We start from the raw sequence: 25526 nt of genomic DNA, 5'->3' as shown, positions 1-25526 counted from the left end.
TAGAGGCCCGGCCGCTTGGCGGTTCGGGCCTTTTTTTGCGTAGTGATTGGTGTCTGCGGCTGTAAGCTTAAGGGTTCGCTATAGTCGCTAAAGCTTTTGAGTTGCATGTTTGTAATCCGGAAGACTGCATTTGTGCTGGGGAAAAGCTTTCCGGATGCGCATAAAACAAAAATTTATCGTGAGCATGTGGCAAAACGCCACAAGCTACTATTGGAAATATGTCCGGCACTTGGTTATGAGGTGGGCATCCACAACTTCAAAAACTATGTGTTGCGTGGCAGTGACAAATATTTTGAGCGCATCAGGAAGGGTCTGCAGCGTATCCCCTAGGCGGCTGAGGAATAATCGCTGATGTCTCTGCGCAAGAGCAGGCGGCCTTGGTGAGGTGATCAAACTAATCAATGGTATCGCTGAACAGGCCAAACTGCAGGTCCTGAATGTCGCTATTGAGGCGGCCTGGAGTGGTGCGGGCGGACGGGGTTGTGTGATCTAGCGCAAGAGACGGCCAGCTCTTCGGTGCAGGCAGCGGCTTCGGGCAAGGAGTTTATGTTGCTGGCCAAGCCGTTGGAGGGCCTGGTTTCATGGTTTCTGATAGCCGACAAGGCGAAGACTATGGCAGCGACGCCTGAGCGTGATGAGGTGGAGCTATACTGAGTGTAAACAGTAATCCATTTTTTCTTGTGTCTATCGAAATTCCAGATTGTGTTTAACCGGCCGATAGGGTCGGGTAGACGGGGTGATCTGGTGGAGTGCCGTCAGCCTAAGTCCAATAAACATTCTTGGATTCTTCTTCCGAAAAGTTATGTTATGGAAAACCAATTTAAAATAGATTGTTATGCGGACCGGCTGAATATCCTCTATGCCAATCTCAACCAGAGTATTCTGGTTACCCTGATGGTAATTTTGGTATTGGCGTCCATTCAATATGACGTAGCAGCACACTCGATCCTCACCAGCTGGATTCTTGTGCAGCTTCTGGTGCTGATCGGGCGTTTCTGGTTGGGGCTGAGGTTTGCCAGAAAAGCCCCGATGAATAGTGATCTGCGCAAGTGGGGGCGCAGATTTTTTATTGGTGCTGTATCCACAGGACTGGTCTGGGGCGCTGCCGGACTGGTCTTTTTCCCCAGTAACTCCATTGCGCTGCAGGTGTTTACCGTGTTGGTGTTGGCCGGCCTCGCTGCCGGTGCGTTGACGGTCCTCGCGGCTGATTTTCCCTCTTATGCTGCGTATGCCTGCACCACTCTGTTACCGGTGACAGTCAACTCTGCTATCTATGCCGATCGACTGCATATCGCCATCAGCGTATTGACCTTTTCGATGTTGATCTTTCTCTTGCGGGCCGCCAAACGGTTCAACGGATCGATCAAAACTTCGCTCCATCTTCGTTACGAAAACCGAGAGCTGATGCAGCAGTTGGAGTGTGAGAAAAAACGCCTCGATAACCGCCTGACGCGAATCCTGCAGGATTTCTCTTCGGAGATCTATCTGGTTGATCTGAACACACTCGATATCTTGCAGAGCAACGCGGGGGCTTCGCGTAACCTGGGTTATAGCGAGCAAGAGCTGTTGCAGCTGAGCCTCTCTGATGTCCATCCGGGGATCGATCAGGCGGTTTTTCTTGGGCTTGTTGAATCCAGCTCAGAGGCCGATCAGGGTGCGGTTGCATTCCGTGGCGACAATCGCCGACGTGACGGCACTCTCTATCCGGTGGAGATGCGTCTGCAGGTAGTGACATCGGAAGACCCGCCGATCTGCTTGGTGACCATGCTCGATATGTCGGAACGGTTCCACTACGAAGAGAAACTGCGCTATCAGGCCAACTATGATCAGCTGACTGGCTTGCCCAACAAGGTGCTGGCGTTGACTCGTGCAAGTCAGGCATTTGAACGCTGCCTGAACAACAATACCAAGCTGGCATTGATGTTTCTCGACCTGGACAACTTTAAAACCATTAATGACACCCTGGGGCACAAGACCGGTGATCAGCTTTTGCAGATGGTGGCAGAACGGCTCAACCAGGTGCTACGTACCAGTGATACAGCGGCGCGGATCGGTGGTGATGAATTCATCATCCTGATCCCCGATGTGGTTGAGCTGAGCTGTGTGGAAAAGGTTGCACATAAGATTATTGATACCATCACCCCCCCCTTTTTGTTGGACAATCGTGAGCTGTATGTGACTGCCAGCATTGGTATCAGCTTCTTTCCTGATGATGGCAATACGGCCGAGAAGCTACTGCAGCATGCGGATACCGCGATGTATAACGCCAAGGCGCAGGGCAAGAACAATTTTCAGTTTTTCTCCCGTGAGATGAAGGAGATGGCGGCGCGCCATCTGCTGATCGAATCGAAATTACGCAAAGCCTTGGAGCTGGACGAACTTGAGATCCATTTTCAGCCACAGTTGGATACCAGCAGCGGAATACTGTTGGGTGCGGAGGCACTGCTGCGTTGGAACAACCAAGTGTTAGGCCAAGTTTCTCCCGGTGAATTCATCCCGGTGGCGGAGAATTCCGGCCTGATTTTACCGCTCGGTAACTGGGTGCTGGAGCAAGCTTGTATGGAGGCGGCACGCTGGCCGCAGACGTTGGGGCGACCGCTGCGGGTGGCGGTGAATGTCTCATCGCCCCAGTTTCAGGATGGTGGACTGGTGGAGAAAGTGAAGGAGTCGTTGGAGAAGAGTTGTTTGCCGCCAGAGTACCTGGAGCTGGAGATCACCGAGAGTCTGCTGATGGCAGAGTCAAGCAACCTGATGGGACTGTTTCAGCAATTACTGGATCTTGGAGTGAAATTGTCACTGGATGATTTTGGTACCGGTTACTCATCTCTTAGCTATCTCAAACGCTTTCCGATCCACACCCTGAAGATCGACCAGAGCTTCATTCGTGAACTGCATACCGACCAGAATGATCAATCCCTGGTTACGGCCATCGTGGCGATGGCCCATGGGCTGAATATCGAGGTGGTGGCCGAGGGCGTGGAGTGTGATGAGCAGCTGGAGTTTCTGCGCCAGCGTGAGGTGGATATCGTGCAGGGTTTTCTGCTGAGCAAACCCCTCTCTGCTGACAACTTTCGCGACTATCTGGCCCAGCAATGTGAAGTGCCCGTCGATGCCTCTGTCGAACTAGTTTAGGCTTGACGCGGCGGCGGGAGTTCCGGCTCCTTGCGCTGATAGCCAATCGCCGCCAGCTTGTCGAGATAGGCCTGCCATAATTCATCGTGGAACTTCCCCAGATTGTAGAGATATTTCCAGTCGTAGAGGCCGGAGTCGTGACCATCATCGAAGATAATCTTCACTGCGTAGTTGCCGACCGGTTTCAGGTCGAGAATAGTCACCATCTCTTTTCCAGTCTCCAATTTTGCCTGCTCTGGAGTGTGGCCGCGGGTCTCCGCCGAGGGGGAGTAGACGCGCAGGTATTCGCAGGGCAGGGAGAAGTGGCGGCCGTCATCAAACGCGATATCGAGAAAGCGTGATGCCTGATGCAGCTTGATCTCGGTGGGGCGATAGTGTTTTTCCATCAGTCTTTCTCTCCTCGATTCTGTTCGGCCTCAGGCCAGCCGCATAGGTGGCGGCAGACTAGATTGGCGAGCATTCCGATATGGTCGGGATGTTCGTTGAGGGCGGGGATGTAGGCGTATTCGCCGCCGCCGGCCTGTTGAAAATAGTGTCGGTTCTCTTCACCCAGCTCCTCCAGAGTCTCCAGGCAGTCGGCGGAGAAGCCGGGGCTGACCACATGCACCCGCTGCAGTCGTTCTGTCCCCCAGGCTTTCAGGGTGACATCGGTATAGGGTTTGATCCACTCCTGACGACCGAAGCGGGACTGGAAGCTTAGTGCCCACTCATCCTCATCCAGTCCGAGAGCCTCGGCGGTGCGGCGGGCGGTCTGCAGACACTCGCTGGGGTAGGGGTCGCCCTGGTCGGCATAGCTCTGGGGGATGCCGTGGAAGGAGAAGAGCAGCCGCTGCGGTTCCCCCTTGGCCTGGCGAAAGTGGCGGATGCTGTCGGCCAGCAGCTGAATGTAGTCGGCCTGATTCCAGTAGCGGTTGATGAAACGCAGCTCTGGCAGGCGGCGCCAGTGCTGTAGTTCGCTGGTCACGGCATCGAAAGTCGAGGCGGTGGTGGTGGCTGAATATTGCGGGTAGAGCGGCAGCACCAGCAGGCGCTGCAGGTTCTTTTTGCGTAGTCTCTCCAGTGCGTTGGCGATGGATGGGTTGCCGTAGCGCATCGCCAGTTCCAGCTCGACCTGGCTGTTGAGGCGCTGCTGCAGCCGGCTGCGCAGGGCGATCTCTTGTTGCCGTGAGATCTCCATCAGCGGTGAGCCCTGCTCACCCCAGACGCTGCGATAGGCGGCGGCGGAGCGTTTTGGCCGGGTGCGCAGGATGATGCCGTGCAGGATCAGCATCCACAGCAGCCGGGGTAGCTCTACCACCCGCGGGTCGCTGAGGAACTCGGCCAGATAGCGGCGCACGCTGGCGGTAGTGGGGGCGTCGGGAGTGCCTAGGTTGACCAGCAGCACACCAAGACGGCCTGCCCCATCGAGGGGTTGGTCTGATTGGTCTTTGTATTTCATGACACCCTATTCGTTGACCGCGGATGTGCGGATTTTTGCCTCAACCCGGGCCCGATTCAACAGCTGTTTGTCGAGGATTTTGGGGTAGAGGCGCCAGCAGCGCTCCACCTCGATGGCGCTCTTCACTGCCCGTTGCTCCAACTCTGCGCGCCAGGCATCGGGGATCTGTGGCAGTTGCAGCAGTCTTGGCGCCTTCCAGTCGAGGTACTCTTCGAACAGGGCGCAGTCATCTGGATGTTCCCAGGCGTCGCTCAGCGGCAGTGGTGGAAAGGCATCGGCCGATGGGCTGGATTGCCTGGCATCGCAGGCGAGCACAGGCTCTCCGGGCTGGCGCAGGAACCAGCCGCGCCGGTGATTCGGCCCAGCCCGGCCGCGCACCATCGCCTCCAGAATCGAGGCGTGCACCCGGGGATTATGGCTGTCGTTGTTTGGTACCTGTTTGCCACTCAGGGTGGGAGAGATGAAGGAGAAATCTCCCTGCTGGGCGGCGACCCAGCGGCTGGCCTCTATGCTCTGCCGGGATGCGTCAGTGACCACGCTGGCGAGCAAGGCGATGGGTTGAGCGCTGTTTTCGTCGAGGGACCAGAGTTCATAAGGATCACCTGGCGGGAAGGGCAGGTGCGGCAGGGCGAGCTGCAACGGTTCGATCAGCTGTGCGGCGGCATCGATCATCTGCTGGATGTCGAACAGGGGATTGATCGGCACCTGTTTTAGTCCCTTTGCGGCAGACCAGATGCCAAAGCGAAAGAAGGCCTTGTCGCCGAGCGGGGTGTTGGCCCAGAGCCCCTGGGGTTGGTGGCTCAGCACCTGGATCTCCCAGCGCCTGCCATCGGCGCTGAAGGCACGTGCATGGTCGCTTTCAAACACCTGCAGGGTACCGTTGAGCGGGTTGAGCCGGCGCAGGCAGTAGGCTTGTGGTTTTGGTTGATCCATCTCGGGCGATCCTAGCATGGGCCGCGGGGAGAGGCAGCGTTAGTCGGGACTGGACTTTTTGATATCGCTCAGGCCTATTCCCGCTATGCACAGATATCGTTTTGATAGGTTGTGGGTGAACGGATGATGCGGCGGCGTCCAGTCGTCGGTATCAGCGCCTGCCTGCTGGGGGAGCGGGTGCGCTACGACGCTCGAGAGAAGCGGGCCACAGTGATCATCGAGGGGCTATCAGGCCGGGTGGAGTGGCTGCCGGTCTGCCCTGAGGTGGGGGCCGGGCTGGGGGTGCCGCGGCCTGCGGTGCGGCTGGTGGGAGAGCCAGGCAGGGCGCGGGCGGTTGGTGTCGAAGTGCGCACACTGGATGTGACAGAACGGTTGCTGGTGTTTGCGGCCGACTGGCTTGAACAGGTCAGTCGGCTTGATGGTTTCATCCTCAAGAGCCGCTCGCCCAGCTGTGGTCTGCACTCCACCCCTCATTACCCATCTGGTCAGTTCGGTGCCGGTCTGTTTGCCGATCAACTGCGTCGGGCCCTGCCTGCCCTGCCATTGCGAGAGGAGTCTGAGTTGGTTACCCCGGAGCAGCAGGAGTCGTTTCTGGCAGAAGTGATAAGGCATTCAAAATTACCATGATTTAATTACGGGATTTTGTCGTCTAAAATTGTGGGAGCTGATCCCGATAAGCCAAATGATATTTGGCTCACTCTGCTGTACGTGATGGAAGCACGATTTCAATTCACCATCTTCGCTCTGTTGATGACCTGCCTGCCGCTACAGTGCGGTGCTGTTGAGCTCGCTGCCAACAGCGGGAATTCAATCAGGACTCTCTCCCGCGCCACGCTTCGTAGCATCTTCACTATGCGCATGACCGAGTGGCCAGATGGCACTCCGGTCCGGGTGTTTGTACTGGGAGACAAGGTGCCGCTGCATGTGGAGTTCACCAAGCAGGTGTTGGGGGTGTTTCCCCACCAGTTGCGCCGCGCCTGGAACCGGCGCATCTACTCAGGTACGGGGCAGGCGCCGATCCGCGTGGGATCGGAGGCGGAGATGTATCTGCGGTTGTCGGTAACCCCGGGAGCTATCGGTTATCTGTCGGAAGGGCTGGTTGATGGGGAGGTCCGGACCATTGAGATCGAATAATCCTCTGACATTGGTCCTGTTGCTGTTCCTTCTTACCGGGCAGATGCAGCTCTGCGCCGCCGGGAGCCTTTTCGATGATGATTCGCCGTTGCAGATCCACGGCTTTCTCACCCAGGGCTATGTGAAGACCAGCGACAATAGTTTCTTTGGTAACAGTGAAGATGGCAGTACTGAGTTCCGCGAGATTGGCGTCAATCTCTCCTATCGCATCAGCCCGAAACTTATGGCTTCCGGACAGCTGTTGTCGCGTCGTGCCGGCGGCATGTATGACGGCTCACCGGCGGTCGACTATGCGCAGTTCGACTATTCGCCCTATATCTCTGAGACTGGGCGCGCCGGCATTATTGTCGGGCGCTACAAGAATGTGCTGGGTTTCTACAACGACACCCGTGATGTGGCCTCCACCCGGCCCAGCATCTTCCTGCCCCAGGTCATCTATTGGGACCGGGTGCGCAATACGGTGCTCTCCAACGATGGCATACGGCTCTATGGAGAGCTTCATCAGGGCGACCATAGTCTCTATCTGAACTTTGGTTCAGGTAAATCGCTGATCGATGAGAACATGGAGTCAACCTATCTGATCAACGATTTTAATCCGGACCTGAGCCAGCAGGGGCTCAATCTAATCGGTCGTCTACTCTACGAATGGCAGGGTGGGCGGCTGCGTATAGCATTGAGTGGTGTAAAGCTCGATCTGAATGGCACGATGTCAGGTCTGCCCTCGCCATTGCCTCCAACCCTCAGCGGTAGTCTGGGGATCGAGTACTGGCTCGCCTCTGCGCAGTACAACGAAGGCCCCTGGAGCCTGACCCTGGAATATATGCAGGAGCCCCTCGAATACAGTGGCTTTGGCTCGATTCTAGACAGCAACAACACAACGGTTGATGGTTACTACCTGCAGGGGAGTTACCGTCTTGCCGCTGACTGGGAACTGCTGCTGCGCTATGAAGAGGGCCACTTTGACAAGGATGACCCCGACGGCAGCGGGCGCAGTGCGATATTTGGCCGGCCGGCCCACACCAGCTTTAGTAAGTTGACCACCCTGGGTCTGTTGTGGGAACCGACAGAGCAGTTGATCCTGCGCGCTGAATACGGCCGTGCGAATGGCACCATGTTCCTCTCAAGTGTCGAGAATCCAGATCTGCTCTCGATGACGCAGCACTGGAATATGTTCAGTCTGCTGGTCTCATATGGTTTTTAGGCACCATGGCAGGACAGGCAAAAGAGAGCGCTCGATTTTTTAGCCTCAAATGGAAGGCGGGACTCCTCTTCAGTCTGATCCTGATTGGCGTCAATGGCGGACTGGCGGCGCTCGGCTATCTGCAGTTACAGCACCAGTTTGTCCAACATCAGCGTGAGATCAATCAACAGCAGGCCGAGGAGTTGCGGGCCCTGGTGCTGGATCGCTTTCAGCAATTGGAGCAGGTGGCAGCCCTGACCCCGGTGATTGCTGCCAGCCAGTCGGGCGAAAGCAGGCTGGCAAAACGGCTGGAGATGGTGTTTGAACAGAATGCGGCAACCCTGGAAATCGACTGGGGGCTCGACTTCGCCGCCTTCTTCTCCAGCAGCGGGGAGCCGCTCTACCACTGGCAGTCAGAGCAGACCCTGGCGTACTTCAAGCCGCAGGTCGCACAGGTCAACCGCACTCAGCAGCCATTCCATTGGATCGACTGCCAGCGGGGCTGCCGGCAGTTTGTGGCGGAGCCCCTGCTCGACCGGGCGGAGTATGCCGGTGTGACCCTGCTGGGACGGCCAATCTCAGACCTGATCCTCGCCTTCAATAGCATCACCGGCGCCGATATCGCGCTCCTCAGTCAATCAGCCCAGCCGGGTCCTGATCCGCTCGCGGGGACGCTGGCGGCCCATTGGGGAGTGGGGGTGGTTGCACGCTCCCAGGCAGATCAGCTGCTGCCGATGCTCAACGCGGCGGCATCCCGGATCGCGCTGACGCAGTTGCAGGAGGAGCCGCAACAGCTAACATACGCCGGCAACCGCTATGCCCTGCAGATCGTTCCGCTGAGTGCCAGCAGTGGTGTGCACAGGCCGCAGTTTCTGATCATCAACGACATCACCCGCTCGGTTGAACAGATCGAGCACTCGATCCGTACTGCCGTCATCGCCGGGCTGCTGGGGCTGTTGTTGTCGGAGGCCGTGCTGTTGCTCCTGCTGTGGAGCCCGATGCGGCGCCTGCGTCTGTTGTCGCGAGCCCTTCCGCTGCTGGCGCAGAATGCCTTTGCCGAGGTGCAGCACAAGCTGGCAAGGCCGATAAAGTGGATTGCCGCCGACGAGATTGATGTGGCGGGAGGCGCTGTACTCGATCTTGCCGCACGGCTTGAGGCACTGAATCTTGAGGTCAGGAAGCGCGCCATCAGCCTGATCGAACGCAGCGAAGAGCTGGCGCGTGAGCGCGATTTTGTCACCAGCCTGTTGCATAACGCCCAGGTGGTGATTCTCACCCAAGGCAGTCAAGGCCAGCTGTTGTCGATCAACCCCGAAGGTGAGCGGGTGTTCGGCTGTCGGGAGGAGCAGGCGGGCAAACTGAGTTTCCTCGAACTGATCGAAGTAGCAGGGGAGATGGATGACCCGGAGCCCTATCTGCAGCGGCTCAAACGGGGAGAGATCGATGTCTATCAGCATGACAGCCGGGTTGTGTCAGACGACGGCCGCCAGTTCAGCATCTCCTGGGTCCACTCGCGGCTGCCCGCCAAAGATGCCGATGATTTGCCGCTGCTGCTTTCGATCGGCCTGGATGTAACCGAGCGTAAGGTGGCGGAGAGGAACCTGGCGTGGCTGGCCGACCACGATCCCCTCACCGAGCTGTTCAATCGCCGTCGTCTGGTCGCTGAGCTGGAACGCCTGCTGGAGCGTTCCGAGCGCTATGATGAGAGTGGCGCGTTGCTCTTCATCGACCTAGATCAGTTCAAGTATGTCAACGACATCAGCGGCCATCAGGCCGGCGACGCGCTGCTCAAGATCATTGCCCGGCAACTGGCACAGGCCACCCGCAGCAGTGACATCCTAGCGCGCATTGGTGGTGATGAGTTTGCCATGCTGCTGCCGAATGCGGATGTCAGCGCGGCGGTGGATGTGGCTGGCAAGTTGCTGGATGTGATGAAGGGGATTGAACTGCCGAGCAAGGAGGCCAGCCAGAGGATCTCCGCCAGTATCGGGGTGGTGCTGTTCCCCGATCATGGCGTCAATCTGCAGGATCTGATGGCGAATGCAGATCTGGCGATGTATCAGGCCAAGGAGCGCGGCCGCGACCGCTGGCACCTGTTCGCCCAGGATGAGCAGATCCGCGAACAGATGAGCGACAGCGTCTCTTTGAAGGGCAAGATCGAGTGGGCGCTGGCGGAGGGTGGATTCTTGCTCCACTACCAGCCGATCATGGAGATCGCCTCACGGCGTATCTCCCACTATGAGGTGCTGCTACGGCTGCGGGAGGCGGATGCTCGCATTGTTATGCCTGGTGACTTTATCCCGGTGGCCGAGAAGACTGGGCTGATCCACAGCATCGATCGCCTGGTGCTGCGCGAGGCGATCAACCGGCTGGCTGAGCTGGGTAAGGCTGGGCAGCAGTTGATCAACCTTTCGGTCAACCTGTCGGGTTGGGCGGTCGATGATCCGGAGTTGTTGCCGTTGCTGAAACAGCTGCTGCAGCTGCGCGGTGTGAGGCCACAGCAGCTGGTGTTTGAGATCACCGAAACGGCGGCGTTGGCCGACATGGCCGCCGCTGAGAGTTTTATCCGTGAGCTGCAGGAGCTGGGCTGCCGCTTCGCCATGGATGACTTCGGTGTCGGTTTCTCCTCCTTCTACTATCTGCGCGAGCTGCCGCTGGACATCGTCAAGATCGATGGCTCTTTCATCCGCCAGCTGCCGCAGAACCGCAAGGATCAGGTGTTCGTCAAGGCGTTGGTTGAGATGGCCTCTGGACTAGGCAAAAAGACCATCGCCGAGTTTGTTGAAGATGAGGCGACCCTGCACATGCTCGAAGAGATTGGGGTCGACTATGCGCAGGGCTACTTCATCGGCCGGCCGCAGGCGGAGATCGAACTGCCGACCGGATAGGGGCCAGCGGCGCAGCCGGGGTTGTTTTTTTCGCCGCGGGGGAAAAGACTAGGGCTCGATGCACAACATGCAGAGAGGGCAGCGATGAGCGGCGGAAAAAATCTATTGATCACCGGCAATAGCAGCGGACTGGGCGAGGCGTTGACCCGCTTCTATTTGGCGCAGGGCTGGAACGTCTACGGTTGCAGCCGGCGGGGCTGTGCGGAACAGGCCGAGCCGCTGCAGGATATCCACTGCGACCTGAGTGACTTTGATGCCATCCCAGGCATGATGGATGTGTTGCTGGAACCCGCCGAGGGGCTCGACCTGGTGATCCTCAACGCCGGCATCTTGGGTGAGCTGGAGGCATTCCATAAGGTCTCGCTAGAGGATGCGCGGCAGGTGATGGACGTCAACCTCTGGGCCAACAAGGTGATCCTCGACTGGCTGCAGGGTTGGGACAAGCCGCTGCGTCAGATCGTCGCCATCTCCTCCGGTGCGGCGGTCAACGGCAGCAAGGGCTGGGCCGGCTATGCCCTCTCCAAAACGGCGCTCAACATGCTGATCAAGCTCTACGCCCATGAATTTCCCGCCAGCCATCTGAGTGCACTGGCGCCGGGGCTGATTGACACTGGCATGATGGAGTATCTCTGCAGCCAGCCTGATCCGGCAGAGTTCCCGGCGGTGCAGCGGCTGCGCGACTCTCGCGACACCGGGGGCACACCCCCAGCCGATGAGGCCGCGGCACGGATCGCCGCTGCAATCCCCCATCTTTACGACTATCCCAGCGGGGAGTTTGTTGATATCCGCACAATGTGAATAGGTCAGTCAGTGGCTGATACCATTTTGATAATGCCGGGAGCACACTCCATGCCCAGACCTTTTCTGCACAACCCTGTCGAAGCTGACTGCACCGCAGCGATGTCGTGGACGCGCCTGTTGTTGATCGCGATGGTCCTGTTGGCCTGCTCCCATCAGGCCCTCGCCCTCGAGGTGAATATCACCCCTGAGCTCGGTGAGTTCCAGGTCGAGCATGCGGGTAAGCCGCTGACTATCAGACGCAACCAGGATACCGAGGCGATGCTCGAATTCGACTTCGCCCGTACCTCCCGGCCCTGTCCGCCGTTCTGCGCTCAGCCGATGCAGCTGGCGGCGGGGGTGGAGACCATCGGTGAAGTGGAGTTGGTCGAGTTCATGCGGACGCGACTGGCTGATGGCTCCGGCCTGTTGATCGATGCTCGCACCTCCGACTGGTACGAGCGCGGCACCATCCCCGGCTCCATCAACCTGCCGTTCACCCAGCTCAACCCCAGCCAGGGCGCGGATGATCTGACCCTGGAGGATTCGCTGGCCCGGCTTGGGGTAGAGCTAAAGGACGATGGCTGGGACTTTTCCGCGGCGAAATATTTGGTGCTCTGGTGCAATGGCCCCTGGTGCGGCCAGTCTCCCACCGCCATCAAAGGGTTGCTGAGCATCGGCTACCCGGCCGAGAAGATCCTCTACTATCGCGGCGGTATGCAGCTGTGGCAGATCTTTGGCCTGCCGGTTGTGGTTCCGGAGTGAGCCTGAAGCACGCTCTTCTCGATCTGGCATAATCTCTTCGGTTCGGCGCTGGCGGGTTTCTGGGGGTGCCGTCGTACTTCGAGCCCATGGCGCAGTCGTTTATACTGAGCCCCCCACCAAAACAGGATCAGCCAGATGGAGACAGCTCCAGAGAAACCGAAAAAGCGCAGCCGCGGCATCTATCTGTTGCCCAACCTGTTTACTACTGCAACCCTGTTTGCCGGCTTCTACGCGATCCTCGCAGCGATGAATGATCGCTTTGAAGCGGCGGCGATTGCGATCTTTGTGGCGATGCTGATGGACGGGCTGGATGGCCGGGTGGCGCGCATGACCAACACCCAGACCGCGTTTGGCGCAGAGTACGACAGCCTTGCCGACATGGTGGCGTTTGGGTTGGCACCGTCGTTGGTGATCTATCTCTGGGCTCTTACCGACCTGGGTAAGCTGGGCTGGATCTCGGCCTTTGTCTACACTGCCGGTACGGCGCTGAGGTTGGCCCGTTTCAACACCCAGATTGGGGTGGCGGACAAACGTTACTTTCAGGGGCTGCCGAGCCCCTCAGCGGCCGCAATCATCGCCGGCAGCGTCTGGCTGGGTGTCGATTACGGGATCGCCGGGGGTGCCGTCGAATGGCTGGTGGCGCCGCTGACTATCGTGGTTGGGCTGCTGATGGTGAGCAATGTGCGCTACAACAGCTTCAAAGAGATCGACTTCCACGGCAAAGTCCCCTTCATCGTGCTGGTGGTGGTGATGCTGGGTTTTGCGATCCTGCTCGCCAAGCCGCCGGTGGTGCTGTTTCTGATCTTCTTCGTCTACGCTATCTCCGGACCGGTAATGACCCTGAGCCAATTGCGCGAGTGGCGCTCCCGGCGGACGGCCGGTGCGGAGGGTGAAGTGGCCGAGCCACAGAAGCCTGAAAAGAAGGGCTGAGTTTGGTTTGTGGCAGATTGCCTAGACGCTTGCCTGGACGGTTGGCAATACTGGGGGCTTGGGTTATATTCGAAGCCTCTTGAGCGGACACTCGATTGATGAATCAGATTGCGCATCACAAGCTGTTTGACCTGCCCTTCCAGGGGGCGGTGTCTGCTGCGCGTCTGACTGACCTCCTCTTTTCTCTGTTGCTGCGACTGCTGCCCTGAGGGGCATGCAACTGACGATGCCCCGGCGGGGGCCAGAATCTACGCCACAACTAGAGCAACATCCCAATCGACAGAATTAAACCTGTGGCGTATTCCAGTCAGGCGCGTCATAGATGGAGTTGAAGCATGAGCAACCCAGACAGATTGATCATTTTTGATACCACCCTTCGAGATGGTGAGCAGAGCCCCGGTGCCTCGATGACCAAAGAGGAGAAGGTGCGCATCGCCAAGGCGTTGGAGAAGCTGCGGGTGGACGTGATCGAGGCCGGTTTCCCGATCGCCAGCCAAGGTGATTTTGAGGCGGTGCAGGCGGTGGCCTGCGCGATCAAGGACTCCACCGTGTGCGGCCTGGCGCGCGCCTTGGACAAGGATATCGAGCGCGCCGGCGAGGCGCTGAAAGAGGCCAACTCAGGGCGTATCCATACCTTCATTGCCACCTCGCCGATCCATATGGAGCAGAAGCTGCGCATGTCGCCGGATCAGGTGGTAGAGCAGGCGGTGGCGGCGGTCAAGCGGGCGCGCAACTACACCGACGACGTGGAGTTCTCCGCTGAGGATGCAGGCCGTTCCGAGCTCGACTTTCTGTGCCGGATCTTCGAGGCGGTAATCGATGCCGGTGCCACCACCCTCAATGTGCCCGATACCGTGGGCTATGCGATGCCGGATCAGTTTGGCGAGACCATCCGTGCCCTGCGCGAGCGTATCCCCAATGCGGACAAGGCGATCTTCTCGGTGCACTGCCACAATGACCTCGGGCTGGCGGTGGCCAACTCCCTGGCGGCGGTGGCCAACGGCGCACGTCAGGTGGAGTGCACCATCAACGGCCTCGGCGAACGGGCCGGCAATGCCTCCCTGGAGGAGGTGGTGATGGCGGTGCGCACCCGTGCCGACTACTTCACCTGCAACAGCGGCCTGGATGCCACCCAGATCGTCGCCTGCTCCAAGCTGGTCTCCAATATCACCGGCTTTCCGGTGCAGCCGAACAAGGCGATCGTCGGCGCCAACGCCTTCGCCCACGAGTCGGGTATCCATCAGGATGGTGTGCTCAAGTCCCGCGAGACTTACGAGATCATGCGTGCCGAGGATGTGGGCTGGAGCCGGAACCGGATGGTGTTGGGCAAGCACTCCGGGCGCAACGCCTTCCGCTCCCACCTGGATGAGTTGGGCATCAGCTTCGGCTCCGAGGAGGAGCTGAACGCCGCCTTCTCCCGTTTCAAGGATATCGCCGACAAGAAGCATGAGATCTTCGATGAGGATCTGCAGGCGTTGGTCACCGATGCAGCGACCAAGGCGAAGAACGAGCGGGTCAAGCTGGTCTCGCTGAAGGTCTGCTCCGAGACCGGCGAGACCCCCCACGCCGATGTGGTGATCTGCATCGACGGCGAGGAGCGTGCCGACAGCGCCGCTGGCGGTGGCCCGGTGGATGCCGCCTTCAAGGCGATCGAAGCGCTGGTCAATAGCGAAACCGAGCTGCTGCTCTACTCGGTCAACAACATCACCAGCGGCACCGATGCCCAGGGCGAGGTGACAGTGCGGCTGGAGCGTGGCGGGCATATCGTTAACGGTCAGGGAGCCGACACCGACATCGTGATCGCCTCCGCCAAGGCCTATATCAACGCGGTGAACAAGATTATGGAGCCGGTGGAGAAGGCGCACCCGCAGGGCGGTGATGTCTGATCCGGGGAGGCCCTGATGTCGATGGATGAGGCGACTCGCCGGCGCTATCTCGAGACCATTGGGATCACGGTGTGGCAGCGCCGTGACTCCCTGACGGAGCTTCAGCCTGAACCGGCTGAGCCGCCTGCGTTGGACAAGCCACAGCTCGCTTCGCCGCCCGCGCCAGATCCGGTCGTGGCCCCGCCTGCGGAAAGTGGAGAGATGCCGCCCGCCTGGCTCGACGAGGCCCCGCCGTTGGAGGGGAACTGGGAGCCGCTGGAGATCGAGCCGGTGGTGCCGGAGGAGGCTTATCAGGCTTCGCCTGCCGAGTCGGATGTGGCCGGGCTCGACTGGCCTGCCCTGGAAAAACGGGTCAAAGGATGCCGTCTCTGTCAGTTGCGCGAGGGTTGCACCCAGACCGTGTTTGGTGTTGGTAACCGCCAGGCCGATCTGCTGATTATCGGCGAGGCGCCGGGTGCCGACGAGGATCGTCAGGGCGAGCCCTTCGTCGGTCGTGCCGGTCAGCTACTTAACGAGATGCTGCTGGCGATGGGTCTCAAGCGCCAGCAGGTCTTCATCGCCAATATCCTCAAGTGCCGACCGCCGGGCAACCGCGATCCACGATCGGAGGAGGCGCTTAAATGCGAGCCCTATCTGCTGCGCCAGATCGCCCTGATTCGTCCGCGGGTGATCCTCTCGGTGGGACGCATCTCGGCGCAGAATCTGCTCAAGACCGAGATCGCCGTGGGCAAGCTGCGTGGCCGCATCCATAACTTTGGCAGCAGCGCGATCCCACTGGTGGTGACCTATCACCCGGCCTACCTGCTGCGTTCACCGGAGCAGAAGGGCAAAGCCTGGGCCGACCTGCAGTTGGCACTGTCAGTATTGCGTGGGGTCGCCCGGTGAGTACCCAACTGCAGGACCCGCTGCTCGATCTGCGGCCGATGCAGGCAGAGGATTTGGAGCAGGTATTACAGATCGAGCAGCGCGTCTACCCCTTCCCCTGGACCCTCGGCATTCTGCGCGACTGCCTCAAGGTGGGATACTGCTGCTGGGTGGTGACAGTGGATCAGCAGATTGTTGGCTACGGGGTGATGTCGGTGGTGGTGGACGAGTGCCACCTGCTCAACATCTGTATCGACCCCGGCTGGCAGCGGCTTGGACTGGGGCGCAGACTGGTCGAACGGCTGCTGCAACTGGGGCGGCAGCATGGCGCCGAGGCGGCCTACCTGGAGGTGCGCGAGAGCAACCGCCCGGCGCACCGGCTCTATCGGCAGATCGGTTTCGTCGAGGTGGGGCGGCGGCGCGACTACTACCCGGCCATCGGCGGGCGTGAGGATGCGCTGCTGCTGACCCTGTCTTTCTGAGCGAACGGGCCGGGGGCTCGCAGCAGTGCCTATTGCGCTATAATGCTCTGTTTTCCCGACCCGATTCAGCACCATGTCAGACGAACTGCTCGAACAACTCAGCCGGCGGCGCACCTTCGCTATCATCTCCCATCCGGATGCCGGTAAGACCACTCTCACCGAGAAGCTGCTGCTCTACGGCGGCGCGATCCAGATGGCGGGTACGGTGAAGGGGCGCAAGGCGGCGCGCCACGCCACCTCCGACTGGATGGAGATGGAGAAGGAGCGCGGCATCTCGGTGACCTCCTCGGTGATGCAGTTCCCCTACCGCAACGAGATCGTCAACCTGCTTGACACTCCCGGCCACGAGGACTTCTCAGAGGATACCTATCGCACCCTCACGGCGGTGGACTCGGCCCTGATGGTGATCGACGTGGCGAAGGGCGTGGAGGAACGCACCATCAAGCTGATGGAGGTCTGTCGCATGCGTGACACCCCCATCCTCACCTTCGTCAACAAGCTCGATCGGGAGGGGCGCGACCCGCTGGAGATCCTGGACGAGATCGAGGATGTGCTGAAGATTCAGTGCGCGCCGGTCTCCTGGCCGATCGGCATGGGCAAGCGTCTGAAGGGGGTCTACGATCTGCGTTCCGACACCACCCATCTGTTCAGTGCCACCCACGGCGGTAAGATCCAGCTGGGCGAGGTGATCGAGGGACTCGACAACCCCAAACTGGATGAGATGATCGGCGACATGGCTGATGAGTTGCGTGAGGAGATCGAACTAGTGCGCGGCGCCTCCAATGAGCTGGATCTGGAGGCCTACGCCCGCGGCGAGCAGACTCCGGTCTTCTTTGGCTCGGCGATCAATAACTTCGGTGTCAAGGAGTTGCTCGACGCCTTCGTTGAGTACTCCCCATGCCCATTGTCGCGCAACACCCAGCAGCGCGAAGTGGCACCGTCGGAGAAGAAGTTCACCGGGTTTGTGTTCAAGATCCAGGCGAATATGGACCCACAGCACCGTGACCGGGTCGCCTTCCTGCGGGTTTGCTCCGGTAGTTACCGCAAGGGCATGAAGATGAAGCATGTGCGCATCGGCAAGACGGTGCAGGTGAGCAACGCCATCACCTTCCAGGCCGACCAGCGCAAGCACGTGGAGGAGGCCTGGCCCGGCGACATCATCGGCCTGCACAACCACGGCACGATCCAGATCGGTGATACTTTCACCGAGGGCGAAGAGCTGAAATACGAGGGCATCCCTTACTTTGCGCCAGAGCTGTTTCGCCGGGTGGTGCTGAAAGATCCGCTGCGGCAGAAGGCGCTGCTGAAGGGGGTGCTGCAGCTCTGCGAGGAGGGCGCCACTCAGGTGTTTCGGCCGCTGAAGAACAACGATCTGATCCTCGGCGCGGTGGGCGTGCTGCAGTTTGAGGTGGCGGTGCAGCGCCTGAAGGGCGAGTACAACGTGGAGGCGATAGTTGAGTCGGTCAGCGTCGCCACCACCCGCTGGGTGGAGTGCGATGACGAGAAGATGTTGCAAAAATTCAAGGAGAAGAACCAGGCAAACTTGGCTCTCGACGGCGACGATCAGCTGGTCTATCTGGCGCCGACCCGGGTCAACCTGAGCCTGGCGGAGGAGCGCTGGCCCGAGGTGCGCTTCCTCGCCACCCGCGAGCTTTAGAAGCGGGGGACGCTAGGGGAGGCGGTGCGTCGATGGGACCCGTCACCAGCTGAAGCCTGCCGATGGGATATTTTCTCACCACGATTCTATTTGGAGGAACAAGATGGAAACCACAAGGGTTGAAGAGCTCATCCGCGCCGGGCTGTCGGGTGCTGAGGTGACAGTGACGGGTGATGGTCGCCACTTTGAGGCGGTGGTGATCAGCGCCGAGTTTGCGGGGAAATCCCTGATCCAGAAACACCGCATGGTGCTGGCGACGGTGCAGGAACAGATCGCCAATGATGAGCTGCACGCGCTCTCTATCAAGAAGGCCTGTACCCCCGAGGAGTGGTAGGCGCAGCAAGGCTGAATTTGCCTGCTGGCTGGTTTCAAGGACCTGGAGCATTTGAAAAATGAACGGGGGACCCCATAATTAAAGTACAAGGTAAGTCGATTCGGCCCTTTTCCATTTGCTAGGAGGTATGCCATGTTCCTGATGCAGAAAAACACGGAAAAGCTGGTTGAGGTGCTGACGCAGGTTGATCTCTTCGACCCCAACCACACGGAGATCGTCGGTCGTATGCATGCCGGCGAAGAGATGCAGGATCCGGAAAGCTTCACCAAAGGTGATCTAATCTTTCCTTCCGGAGAGACGCTGCCGAGGTGCTGGACAGATGTCCGCTATCGTGAGCATTAGAGAGTTTCACAGTTGAATCCAAGGGCCGGGGGGCAGCAATGTCCGCCGGTTTTTTTGTCTCTGCGTGTTGCAGATTTTCCCCATTGCCTGCCTTCTAATCGGAAAAATACGCTGACAACGCAGCGCACAAAACGACTGAAACTGCTACAGGCTCGATGCTTGGCTCGGACCTCCATCGCTGTTTGGAAGACTCCCTTTTAACTTCCGCCATTACTGCATTCAGAATGAAATGCATCGATCGCTACAGGTGGTATCAGAGGGTATTTCACCCCTGGTTCGGGGTGTGGTGGATCAGGCGGGAAACCAAATTGGGAAGCAGATATGTTGAAGTGTAGAAGAGTGTTATCGAACGGGACCAGGCTGGCGCTTACAGTGCTGCTCCTGTTTGGTCTGAGCGCCTGTGGCGGTGGCAGTGTGAGCGAGACTGCCGCAACGGCGGTTAGTAGCAGCCAGCCTGATGCCTCTTCCGGCACTGATTTAAGTGGCGAGTCAGGCGGCACCGCGGCAACGATGCCCGCGTCCCTCGCCTCCGGCACCGCCGGGCGCTCCTACGAAGTCGAGTTGCAGGCATCCACGCTCGTCAGCGGCATGAGCTGGAGTGTCTCCAGCGGTATGCCGCCGGGACTCACATACGCGCCAGGCGCCACTGCAGATCGCCTGCGCATCTCCGGTATACCGAATCAGGCGGGAACCTATGAGTTCACCGTCAGCATCTTGGCCAATGGTGAGATCAGCAGCAGCCGGTTTCGGATTGTTGTTGATGCAGGCACAAGCACAGCGCTGAGTGTAGATGCCAGTGGTGTCGGTCAGGCCACCCTGGGGACAGCCTACAGCGCTAATATCACCGGCAGTGGTGGTGAAGGCAGCTACAGTTGGTCGCTCAGCGGTACGTTGCCGGCGGGCCTGAGTTGGGCGGAGGCGGCGGATAATCTCTCCATCGATATTACTGGCACACCGACCCAGGCTGGCCAGTTCCAGTTCGCTGTTAATTTGCAGACAGCGGGCGATAGCGTCAGTGAGACGCTCAGCATCACAGTGGTTGAGACGATCGAGCCAGTGGCCCTGACCACCAGTTTGGTACCGGCGGCCACCAAGGACAGCGCCTACAGTACCACCCTGCAGGCGAGCGGTGGCGTTGCTCCGTTCAGCTGGAGCATCAGCAGCGGCACGCTGCCGGCGGGCCTGAGCCTGGATAGCTCCTCCACTCTGGCCAGCGTCAGCCTCTCCGGTACCCCCACTGAGAGCGGCAGCTACAGCTTCAGCGTGCAGGTGACTTCTGATGGCCAGAGCGCCAGCCGCGACTATCAGTTGACTGTGGCTGATGGTGGTACGACTGGTGGTGGCAGCAGTGATATCGAAGGCTTTGGTCGAAACACTCTCGGCGCGCTGAGTTCACCGACTGGTTATGAGACCTATGTGGTGACCTCGCTGGCAGACAGTGGCCCGGGTACTCTGCGGGATGCGATCTCCCAGGAGAAGCGACTGATCCAGTTCGCGGTGGCGGGTGAAATCAATCCGCAGACCGATATCCTGATCAAGAAGCCCTATATCACCATCGATGGTGCGAGCGCACCTGCGCCGGGCATCACCCTCAAGAAGACCCAGCGGATGGGCGGTGCGTTGATCGTTGGCGGTACCCACGATGTGGTGATCCAGCATATCCGGGTTTGGGGTGCTTACAAGGCGGGTGATGGCACAGTCAACAATGCCGGCACCCTCGGCATTGATGGTGACTGGGATCCTGACTATGTGGCGCGCAATATCGTGCTTGATCACATCACTGCACGCAACGCCACCGACTCCGGTCCTGATATCTGGGGCGAGGTGCAGGATGTGACGGTCTCCTGGAACCTGATCTTCCACAACTATCATCCGACCACCATCTCGCACTACCCGTCGCCCTACCAGACGCGGCAGCGGATCTCGATGCACCACAATGTCTATGCGGAGAATGGCGAGCGCAATCCGCAGATCCGTGGTGATGTGCAGGAGCTGGACTATGTCAACAACATCGTCTATGGCTGGGGATGGGCAAATGTGGGCTGCTACGGCATCCGTATCAAGAATGACTGGGCAAATGGCGAGCCCCAGTCCAATCTCAACATCGTCAACAACCACTTCCTCACCGGTCCGGCGGGTCGCTGCGATGATTCGGCGCTGATCTACGGTTGGGATCCGGGTCCGGACCAGTACGATGGTGGTCCGAGTGGCACCCCTGAGCAGGGCACGGTGATCGACACGAGTCGTATGGGCTCCCTCTGGGTCAACGGAAATATCCTGCCCAGCGCCAACCGGGACCACTACTCGACCATTGCCCAGCCGCTGTTTATCCCCTCTGAGGCGCAGGTCACCACCTGGCCGGCGAGTGAGCTACGGGATCGGGTGCTGCCCGGGGTGGGGATGAAGTTTCGCGATGCGGAGGAGCAGGCGCTGCTTAACGATATCAAAAACTCCGCTCCCTGAACGCAGCAGCCTTGAGGAGATAAAAGCGTCACCGATTGGTGGCGCTTTTTTTTGGCACAGCCAAGCGTGGGATCAGGCTGCCGAGCAGTTCTGGCTGAAATCGGAGCTGCATGCGATCTGTTTGAGTATCGGGTCAGTTCTGTAGCGCCTTCGGTAAGGAAAAGACCACCTCTTCGGTCTTTCCGGCCCCCTCATTGATCTGATCGGCACCCCACTCCTGTAGTCGCTCGAGTACTCGTTCTACTAGCACTTCCGGGGCTGAGGCGCCGGCGCTAACGCCGATCCGGGCCTTCCCCGCGAGCCAGCTACGGTCGATATCTTCCGCGCCATCGATCAGATAGGCGGGGGTGGAGTGTTTTTTTGCAATTTCGCACAAGCGGTTGGAGTTTGAGCTGTTGGGAGAACCGACTACCAGCACCAGATCGCACTGCTCCGCCAACTCTTTCACCGCATCCTGACGGTTCTGGGTGGCGTAGCAGATGTCGTTTTTCTTCGGCCCCTCGATGTTGGGGAATCGCTGCTGCAGCGCCGCGATCACCAGCGCCGTGTCATCTATCGAGAGGGTGGTCTGGGTGACGAAGGCGACCCGCGATGAGTCGCTGATCTGTAATTGCTCCACATCTGAGGGGGTGACCACCAGGTGGATGCGCGCGGACTCCTCCTTGCTCCGACACTGTCCCATAGTTCCTACTACCTCCGGGTGGCCGCGATGACCGATCAGGATCACCTCATAGCCATCCCGGCAGCGTCGTGCCACCTCCAGATGGACCTTGGTCACCAGTGGGCAGGTCGCGTCGAAGATCCGCAGATCGCGCCGCTGTGCCTCCTGGCGCACTGTCTGGGAGACGCCGTGGGCGCTGAAGATCACCGTGTTGCCGTCGGGGATGTCGGAAAGTTCATCGACAAAGATGGCGCCGCGCTGGCGTAGACTCTCCACCACAAAGCGGTTGTGCACCACTTCGTGACGCACATAGATCGGGGCGCCGAGCATGTCGAGGGCGCGCTGTACGATCTCGATGGCGCGGTCGACGCCGGCACAGAAACCGCGGGGATTGGCAAGGATGATTTTAGACATGGTCGTTTCGTTGAGTATCAGTTATCGCGGTTGTCCGGGAGGGGGTTCTGCACCTGCAGGATTTTCACCCGGAAGTGGAACTCTCGTCCGGAGAGAGGATGGTTGAAGTCGACCCGCACACTGTCACCGTTGCACTCCAGTACCACTCCAGCGATCTCATCGCCGGCGGGGGTGACGAAGCCCACCAGGGTCTCGGGCTCGGCCGATACCCCCTCGGGAAATTCGCTCAGCGGGATCGGTTGGATCTTCGCCGCGTCGCGCGGGCCGAACACATCGTCTCCCGAGACCAGCAGGCTCTGATCCGCTCCCACGCTGAGGCCGTAGACCGCCAGTTCCAGGGGGCGGGCCAGGGTGCCGTCTCCGACAGTGAACTGGAGCGGTTGCTCGTCGAAGGTGGAGACTACCTCGGTGCCGTCGGGAAGGCTCATAGCATAGTGCATCTCCACCCGGCTGCCGTGGGTGATGGCGCCTGCGGGCAGTTGATCCGGATCAGTCATGGGTCTGTTCCGCATGAATCTCGTGCATCAGCGGCAGCTCAAGGCCGAGACGCTGGCCGTGCTCCAGCGCCCGGGTGAGTCGCGCCGGTGCGCTACGGCCCATACATTTGTGTTCAGGGTCGCCGTCGAAGGCGCGCTTCATCGACTGGATCAGCGCTTCGCGGTCGAACTGTGCACCGCTGAGCGCCTCTTGCAGATCGATTACCTCATTGGCTAGCTGGCGGCAGAAGCCCTGGTGCTCTTGCCAGAGCTCCCCCACGGTGCCGCCAGTACGCAGACCGGCGATGTTGCTGGTGAGGATGTAGAGGTTCTTCAGCACCAGCTCAAACAGCAGTTCTGCGTCGTTTTGCAAGATGCGGGTGGGGATATCCAGCGCGCCCAGCGCGTCGGCGATCAGTCCCGCCCGGGGGCCATAGAGCGGTGAAGGGATGATCACCTTGGTATCCATCCCCTTCTTCTTCTCAAACCAGACTGAGATCACGGTGGGGTGCTCAATCCCCGCCCAGTCGGCTGGTAGCAGTTCGTTCTGCAGTAGACAGAGTCGATCTTTCCAGACGCTTGGTAGCTGCCCTAGCAGGGGTTGCAGGTCGGCTTCACCCACCGCCACCACTACCACCTCAGGACTGGGCAGAGCTGCGGCCAGCTCGCCCATATCAGTGTTGCGGGTCACCGGGTAGAGCGGAACCCCAAGCCTGAGCAGTCCCCGGGAAAATACGCCGCCCATCTCCCCGACGCCGATGATAACTATCGGGCTTTGCATGGTTTTTACTACCTTTGATCGGAAAATGCTTCGTAGAATACCGGATTTGTAATCAGGTCTGAAAGGACTATTCTTAGGATGAGCGATCGAATGATGGGTATAACATCATGAATATTATAGAAAACTCATCTGATATGCCGATTCCTGTCTATGAGGTGGAAGAAGTGACAGTGAAGGAGGCACTACTGATGTTGGCTGAGGGGAAGGGGGAGTTCCAAATCGAGGTCGCTCCGGGTGTGGAGCGCAGCCAGTTTGCTGTGGACCTCTTCGGCTCGGTGGTCTTCAATAGCCTGAACTAAAGCTGAGGCGGCATCAAAATGGCGGGGGGCTGTAGATGTCGGTATCTACAGGAGGTGCGCGCATGCCACAGAGTCAGCAATGAGCTGCCCGGAATCGCCTCTCTATGCGATATCCCTGAGGTATCCGCCGCTTTAGGTAAGTATCTCCTGGGTGATAAATAGAAACGCGAGAGCGCCAACCAGGATCGCCACGGCAGCATATTGGAACAGGATGCAGATTCCCGGCAGGTCATTGCAGACTGAGCTGAAACGACAAAGTTTGCAGTTTTTCAAGGCTCTCAACCTCACTTACAACAGAGGTACATAAGCGGTGACTCCTGGCCATACAGAAGACTCCGTTTCAGATTAGCCGCATCCTTGCACACTTGCCTGCTGTCACACAACGATTATCGTCAATGATCCCATTTTGAATATAAGCCCATGGTTTGTGGCACTATTCTGCGCAGAGGGATCGTATTAACATGTGCGATCTAAAACAGACGGGGATCTGATGCGATGTTGATCGAAGGGCCTTTGAAGATAGGGGTGCTGGACCAGCCGGAGATGCCGGGCCGGGAACTACACATCGATTTTACGCCGGAATTCATCGCCCTTGATGCGCAGGCGCAGGGGCAGCAGTTCCAGGATTATCTCAAGAGTCTGCATGAGGGTATCGCCAAGCTCGCCGAGGATGACCCGAACCGGGCCGGCATGCTGATCGTGCAGCAGATCTCGGAGCAGCTCTTTCCTCATCTGGCAAGTGGCGACCTGGAGCTGGATGAGACCATCGTCGTTGAGATGGGCCGCGACGCCTCCTCCGCCTCACTGATGAACCTGCTCAGTTTATGAGTGATCGTGCCTTCATCTTCGAGGCGAGCAGCGACAATTTCGACCGGCTGGTGCTGGAGAATTCGAAGAAGGGGCTTGTGGTGGTCGACTTCTGGGCTCCCTGGGCGGGTCCGTCGCATCGCCAGAAGAAACTATTGATAGGACTGGCCAACAGTTACCGCGGACGCTTCCTGCTGGTGTCGGTCAACACCGATGAGCAGAAGGCGCTGGCCGCCCGCTTCGGCGTGCGCACCCTGCCTTCGCTGAAACTCTTTCTCAAAGGGGAGTGTGTCGAAGAGTACCAAGGGATGCAGGCGGAGGCAGACTACCCGCAGATGATCGACCGCCATCTAGGCAGACAGCTTGACCAGACTGCCAGCCAGGCGATTGCCCTGTGGCAGGCTGGCAAGCCGGAGCAGGCGCTGCAGCTGCTGGCTCAAGCGGCAGTGGATGTGCCGGATAAACTCGACTACCCAGCGCTGATGGCGAAGATCCTGATGCGCCAGCAGCGCCTCGAAGAGGCGCATCAACTGCTTAGCGCACTGCCGGAGGCCGCGCAGAAAGAGACGGAGATCAGCCAACCGCTGGCCCACCTCGATTTCATGTTGACCGCAGCTAAGGCAGCGCCAAAAGAGCGGCTTGAGGCAAGCCTGCAGCACGACCCAGATAATCCTGAAACCCACTATCAGCTGGCGGCCCTGGAGCTCCACGAGGAGCAGCTCGAAGCGGCGCTGGAACGCCTGCTGGCACTCTCCCGTAGCCACCCCAACTTTCGCAGCGGCATCGCCCGTAAGGGGATGCAGGCGGTGCTGGCACTGCTCGATCCGCAGGATGAGCGGGTGATCCACTACCGTAAAGAACTCTTCCGTCTCAACTACTGAGG

Annotated in this window: 26 protein-coding genes; 20 read left to right on the top strand and 6 right to left on the bottom strand. The window is 59.3% G+C overall.

The window, feature by feature from the left end; genetic code table 11:
• The first annotated feature begins 186 nt into the window (after positions 1–186).
• The 3 genes from L0Y14_RS13790 to L0Y14_RS13780 all read left to right on the top strand — a co-directional run bounded on the left by L0Y14_RS13790 (position 187) and on the right by L0Y14_RS13780 (position 3132).
• Positions 187–330, top strand: a complete 144-nt coding sequence (locus L0Y14_RS13790; RefSeq protein WP_240991648.1) for an aliphatic amidase expression-regulating protein — start codon at positions 187–189, stop codon at positions 328–330.
• Positions 331–480: 150 nt separating this feature from the next.
• Entirely contained in the window at positions 481–654 is a 174-nt protein-coding gene (locus tag L0Y14_RS13785; protein WP_240991649.1) for a hypothetical protein, read from the top strand.
• 153 nt (positions 655–807) lie between these two features.
• Positions 808–3132: a putative bifunctional diguanylate cyclase/phosphodiesterase gene (locus tag L0Y14_RS13780; protein ID WP_006474771.1), complete on the top strand. Its 2325-nt coding sequence runs from the start codon at positions 808–810 to the stop codon at positions 3130–3132.
• On the opposite strand, the gene L0Y14_RS13775 is transcribed toward L0Y14_RS13780, so the two are convergent.
• From L0Y14_RS13775 to L0Y14_RS13765, 3 genes are read right to left on the bottom strand one after another with little or no spacing between them, the layout of a single operon-like run.
• Positions 3129–3518: a gamma-butyrobetaine hydroxylase family protein gene (locus tag L0Y14_RS13775; RefSeq protein ID WP_005959771.1), complete on the bottom strand. Its 390-nt coding sequence runs from the start codon at positions 3516–3518 to the stop codon at positions 3129–3131. The genes L0Y14_RS13780 and L0Y14_RS13775 overlap by 4 nt on opposite strands.
• Positions 3518–4570, bottom strand: a complete 1053-nt coding sequence (gene hemH, locus L0Y14_RS13770) for a ferrochelatase (RefSeq protein WP_006474772.1) — start codon at positions 4568–4570, stop codon at positions 3518–3520. The genes L0Y14_RS13775 and hemH overlap by 1 nt, the downstream gene beginning before the upstream one ends.
• A gap of 6 nt (positions 4571–4576) precedes the next feature.
• Entirely contained in the window at positions 4577–5503 is a 927-nt protein-coding gene (locus L0Y14_RS13765; RefSeq protein WP_006474773.1) for a hypothetical protein, read from the bottom strand.
• 123 nt (positions 5504–5626) lie between these two features.
• Between L0Y14_RS13765 and L0Y14_RS13760 the strand changes: the two genes are divergently transcribed.
• From L0Y14_RS13760 to L0Y14_RS13695, 14 genes are all read left to right on the top strand, one after another.
• Positions 5627–6130 carry a 2-thiouracil desulfurase family protein gene (locus L0Y14_RS13760; RefSeq protein ID WP_138921836.1) on the top strand — a complete coding sequence of 168 codons (504 nt, stop codon included), beginning with the start codon at positions 5627–5629 and terminating at the stop codon, positions 6128–6130.
• 84 nt (positions 6131–6214) lie between these two features.
• Positions 6215–6637 (top strand): substrate-binding domain-containing protein, encoded by a 423-nt coding sequence (locus tag L0Y14_RS13755; protein ID WP_240991650.1) that lies wholly within the window; start codon positions 6215–6217, stop codon positions 6635–6637.
• The gene (locus L0Y14_RS13750) at positions 6624–7838 is read left to right on the top strand and encodes a TonB-dependent receptor (protein ID WP_139042053.1); all 1215 of its coding nucleotides are present in this window, start codon (positions 6624–6626) and stop codon (positions 7836–7838) included. Before L0Y14_RS13755 ends, L0Y14_RS13750 begins: the two co-directional genes overlap by 14 nt.
• A gap of 5 nt (positions 7839–7843) precedes the next feature.
• Positions 7844–10705 (top strand): bifunctional diguanylate cyclase/phosphodiesterase, encoded by a 2862-nt coding sequence (locus L0Y14_RS13745; protein ID WP_005959777.1) that lies wholly within the window; start codon positions 7844–7846, stop codon positions 10703–10705.
• 84 nt (positions 10706–10789) lie between these two features.
• Positions 10790–11503: an SDR family NAD(P)-dependent oxidoreductase gene (locus tag L0Y14_RS13740; RefSeq protein WP_005959778.1), complete on the top strand. Its 714-nt coding sequence runs from the start codon at positions 10790–10792 to the stop codon at positions 11501–11503.
• A 51-nt stretch (positions 11504–11554) separates the two neighbouring features.
• Positions 11555–12247, top strand: coding sequence for a rhodanese-like domain-containing protein (locus L0Y14_RS13735; RefSeq protein ID WP_006474777.1), 693 nt, complete (start codon positions 11555–11557; stop codon positions 12245–12247).
• 135 nt (positions 12248–12382) lie between these two features.
• Entirely contained in the window at positions 12383–13177 is a 795-nt protein-coding gene (gene pssA / locus L0Y14_RS13730) for a CDP-diacylglycerol--serine O-phosphatidyltransferase (RefSeq protein ID WP_005959780.1), read from the top strand.
• Between the two features lie 335 nt (positions 13178–13512).
• A complete protein-coding gene (locus L0Y14_RS13725; protein ID WP_005959782.1) occupies positions 13513–15063 on the top strand; it encodes a 2-isopropylmalate synthase in 1551 nt (516 codons plus the stop codon).
• A 21-nt stretch (positions 15064–15084) separates the two neighbouring features.
• Positions 15085–15948 (top strand): uracil-DNA glycosylase, encoded by an 864-nt coding sequence (locus L0Y14_RS13720; RefSeq protein WP_040819574.1) that lies wholly within the window; start codon positions 15085–15087, stop codon positions 15946–15948.
• Positions 15945–16409 carry a ribosomal protein S18-alanine N-acetyltransferase gene (rimI, locus tag L0Y14_RS13715; protein ID WP_005959784.1) on the top strand — a complete coding sequence of 155 codons (465 nt, stop codon included), beginning with the start codon at positions 15945–15947 and terminating at the stop codon, positions 16407–16409. The genes L0Y14_RS13720 and rimI overlap by 4 nt, the downstream gene beginning before the upstream one ends.
• A 73-nt stretch (positions 16410–16482) precedes the next feature.
• Entirely contained in the window at positions 16483–18066 is a 1584-nt protein-coding gene (locus tag L0Y14_RS13710; protein WP_005959785.1) for a peptide chain release factor 3, read from the top strand.
• A gap of 103 nt (positions 18067–18169) precedes the next feature.
• The gene (locus tag L0Y14_RS13705; protein ID WP_005959786.1) at positions 18170–18400 is read left to right on the top strand and encodes a BolA family protein; all 231 of its coding nucleotides are present in this window, start codon (positions 18170–18172) and stop codon (positions 18398–18400) included.
• Positions 18401–18532: 132 nt separating this feature from the next.
• Entirely contained in the window at positions 18533–18742 is a 210-nt protein-coding gene (locus tag L0Y14_RS13700; protein ID WP_005959787.1) for a hypothetical protein, read from the top strand.
• Positions 18743–19114: 372 nt separating this feature from the next.
• Entirely contained in the window at positions 19115–21205 is a 2091-nt protein-coding gene (locus L0Y14_RS13695) for a putative Ig domain-containing protein (protein ID WP_240991651.1), read from the top strand.
• A 133-nt stretch (positions 21206–21338) separates the two neighbouring features.
• Here the strand turns inward: L0Y14_RS13695 and ispH are convergent, their stop codons facing one another.
• Genes ispH through L0Y14_RS13680 form a run of 3 tightly spaced genes read right to left on the bottom strand, consistent with a single transcriptional unit; the run spans position 21339 to position 23537 of the window.
• Positions 21339–22280: a 4-hydroxy-3-methylbut-2-enyl diphosphate reductase gene (gene ispH / locus L0Y14_RS13690; RefSeq protein WP_005965666.1), complete on the bottom strand. Its 942-nt coding sequence runs from the start codon at positions 22278–22280 to the stop codon at positions 21339–21341.
• Between the two features lie 17 nt (positions 22281–22297).
• Positions 22298–22777 carry an FKBP-type peptidyl-prolyl cis-trans isomerase gene (locus tag L0Y14_RS13685; protein WP_006474782.1) on the bottom strand — a complete coding sequence of 160 codons (480 nt, stop codon included), beginning with the start codon at positions 22775–22777 and terminating at the stop codon, positions 22298–22300.
• Complete coding sequence (locus L0Y14_RS13680) at positions 22770–23537, bottom strand: ketopantoate reductase family protein (protein WP_040819568.1); 768 nt, start codon at positions 23535–23537, stop codon at positions 22770–22772. Before L0Y14_RS13680 ends, L0Y14_RS13685 begins: the two co-directional genes overlap by 8 nt.
• A 107-nt stretch (positions 23538–23644) precedes the next feature.
• Between L0Y14_RS13680 and L0Y14_RS13675 the strand changes: the two genes are divergently transcribed.
• The 3 genes from L0Y14_RS13675 to L0Y14_RS13665 all read left to right on the top strand — a co-directional run bounded on the left by L0Y14_RS13675 (position 23645) and on the right by L0Y14_RS13665 (position 25524).
• Positions 23645–23836: a hypothetical protein gene (locus tag L0Y14_RS13675; protein ID WP_005965660.1), complete on the top strand. Its 192-nt coding sequence runs from the start codon at positions 23645–23647 to the stop codon at positions 23834–23836.
• 495 nt (positions 23837–24331) lie between these two features.
• Complete coding sequence (locus L0Y14_RS13670; protein ID WP_005965658.1) at positions 24332–24664, top strand: hypothetical protein; 333 nt, start codon at positions 24332–24334, stop codon at positions 24662–24664.
• A complete protein-coding gene (locus L0Y14_RS13665) occupies positions 24661–25524 on the top strand; it encodes a tetratricopeptide repeat protein (RefSeq protein ID WP_005965655.1) in 864 nt (287 codons plus the stop codon). The genes L0Y14_RS13670 and L0Y14_RS13665 overlap by 4 nt, the downstream gene beginning before the upstream one ends.
• Positions 25525–25526 lie beyond the last annotated feature (2 nt).

The sequence above is a fragment of the Candidatus Endoriftia persephonae genome, from assembly GCF_023733635.1.
GTDB lineage: Bacteria > Pseudomonadota > Gammaproteobacteria > Chromatiales > Chromatiaceae > Endoriftia > Endoriftia persephonae.
Note: the sequence above shows the minus strand (reverse complement) of the source record. Positions and strands in the feature narration are given on the sequence as shown.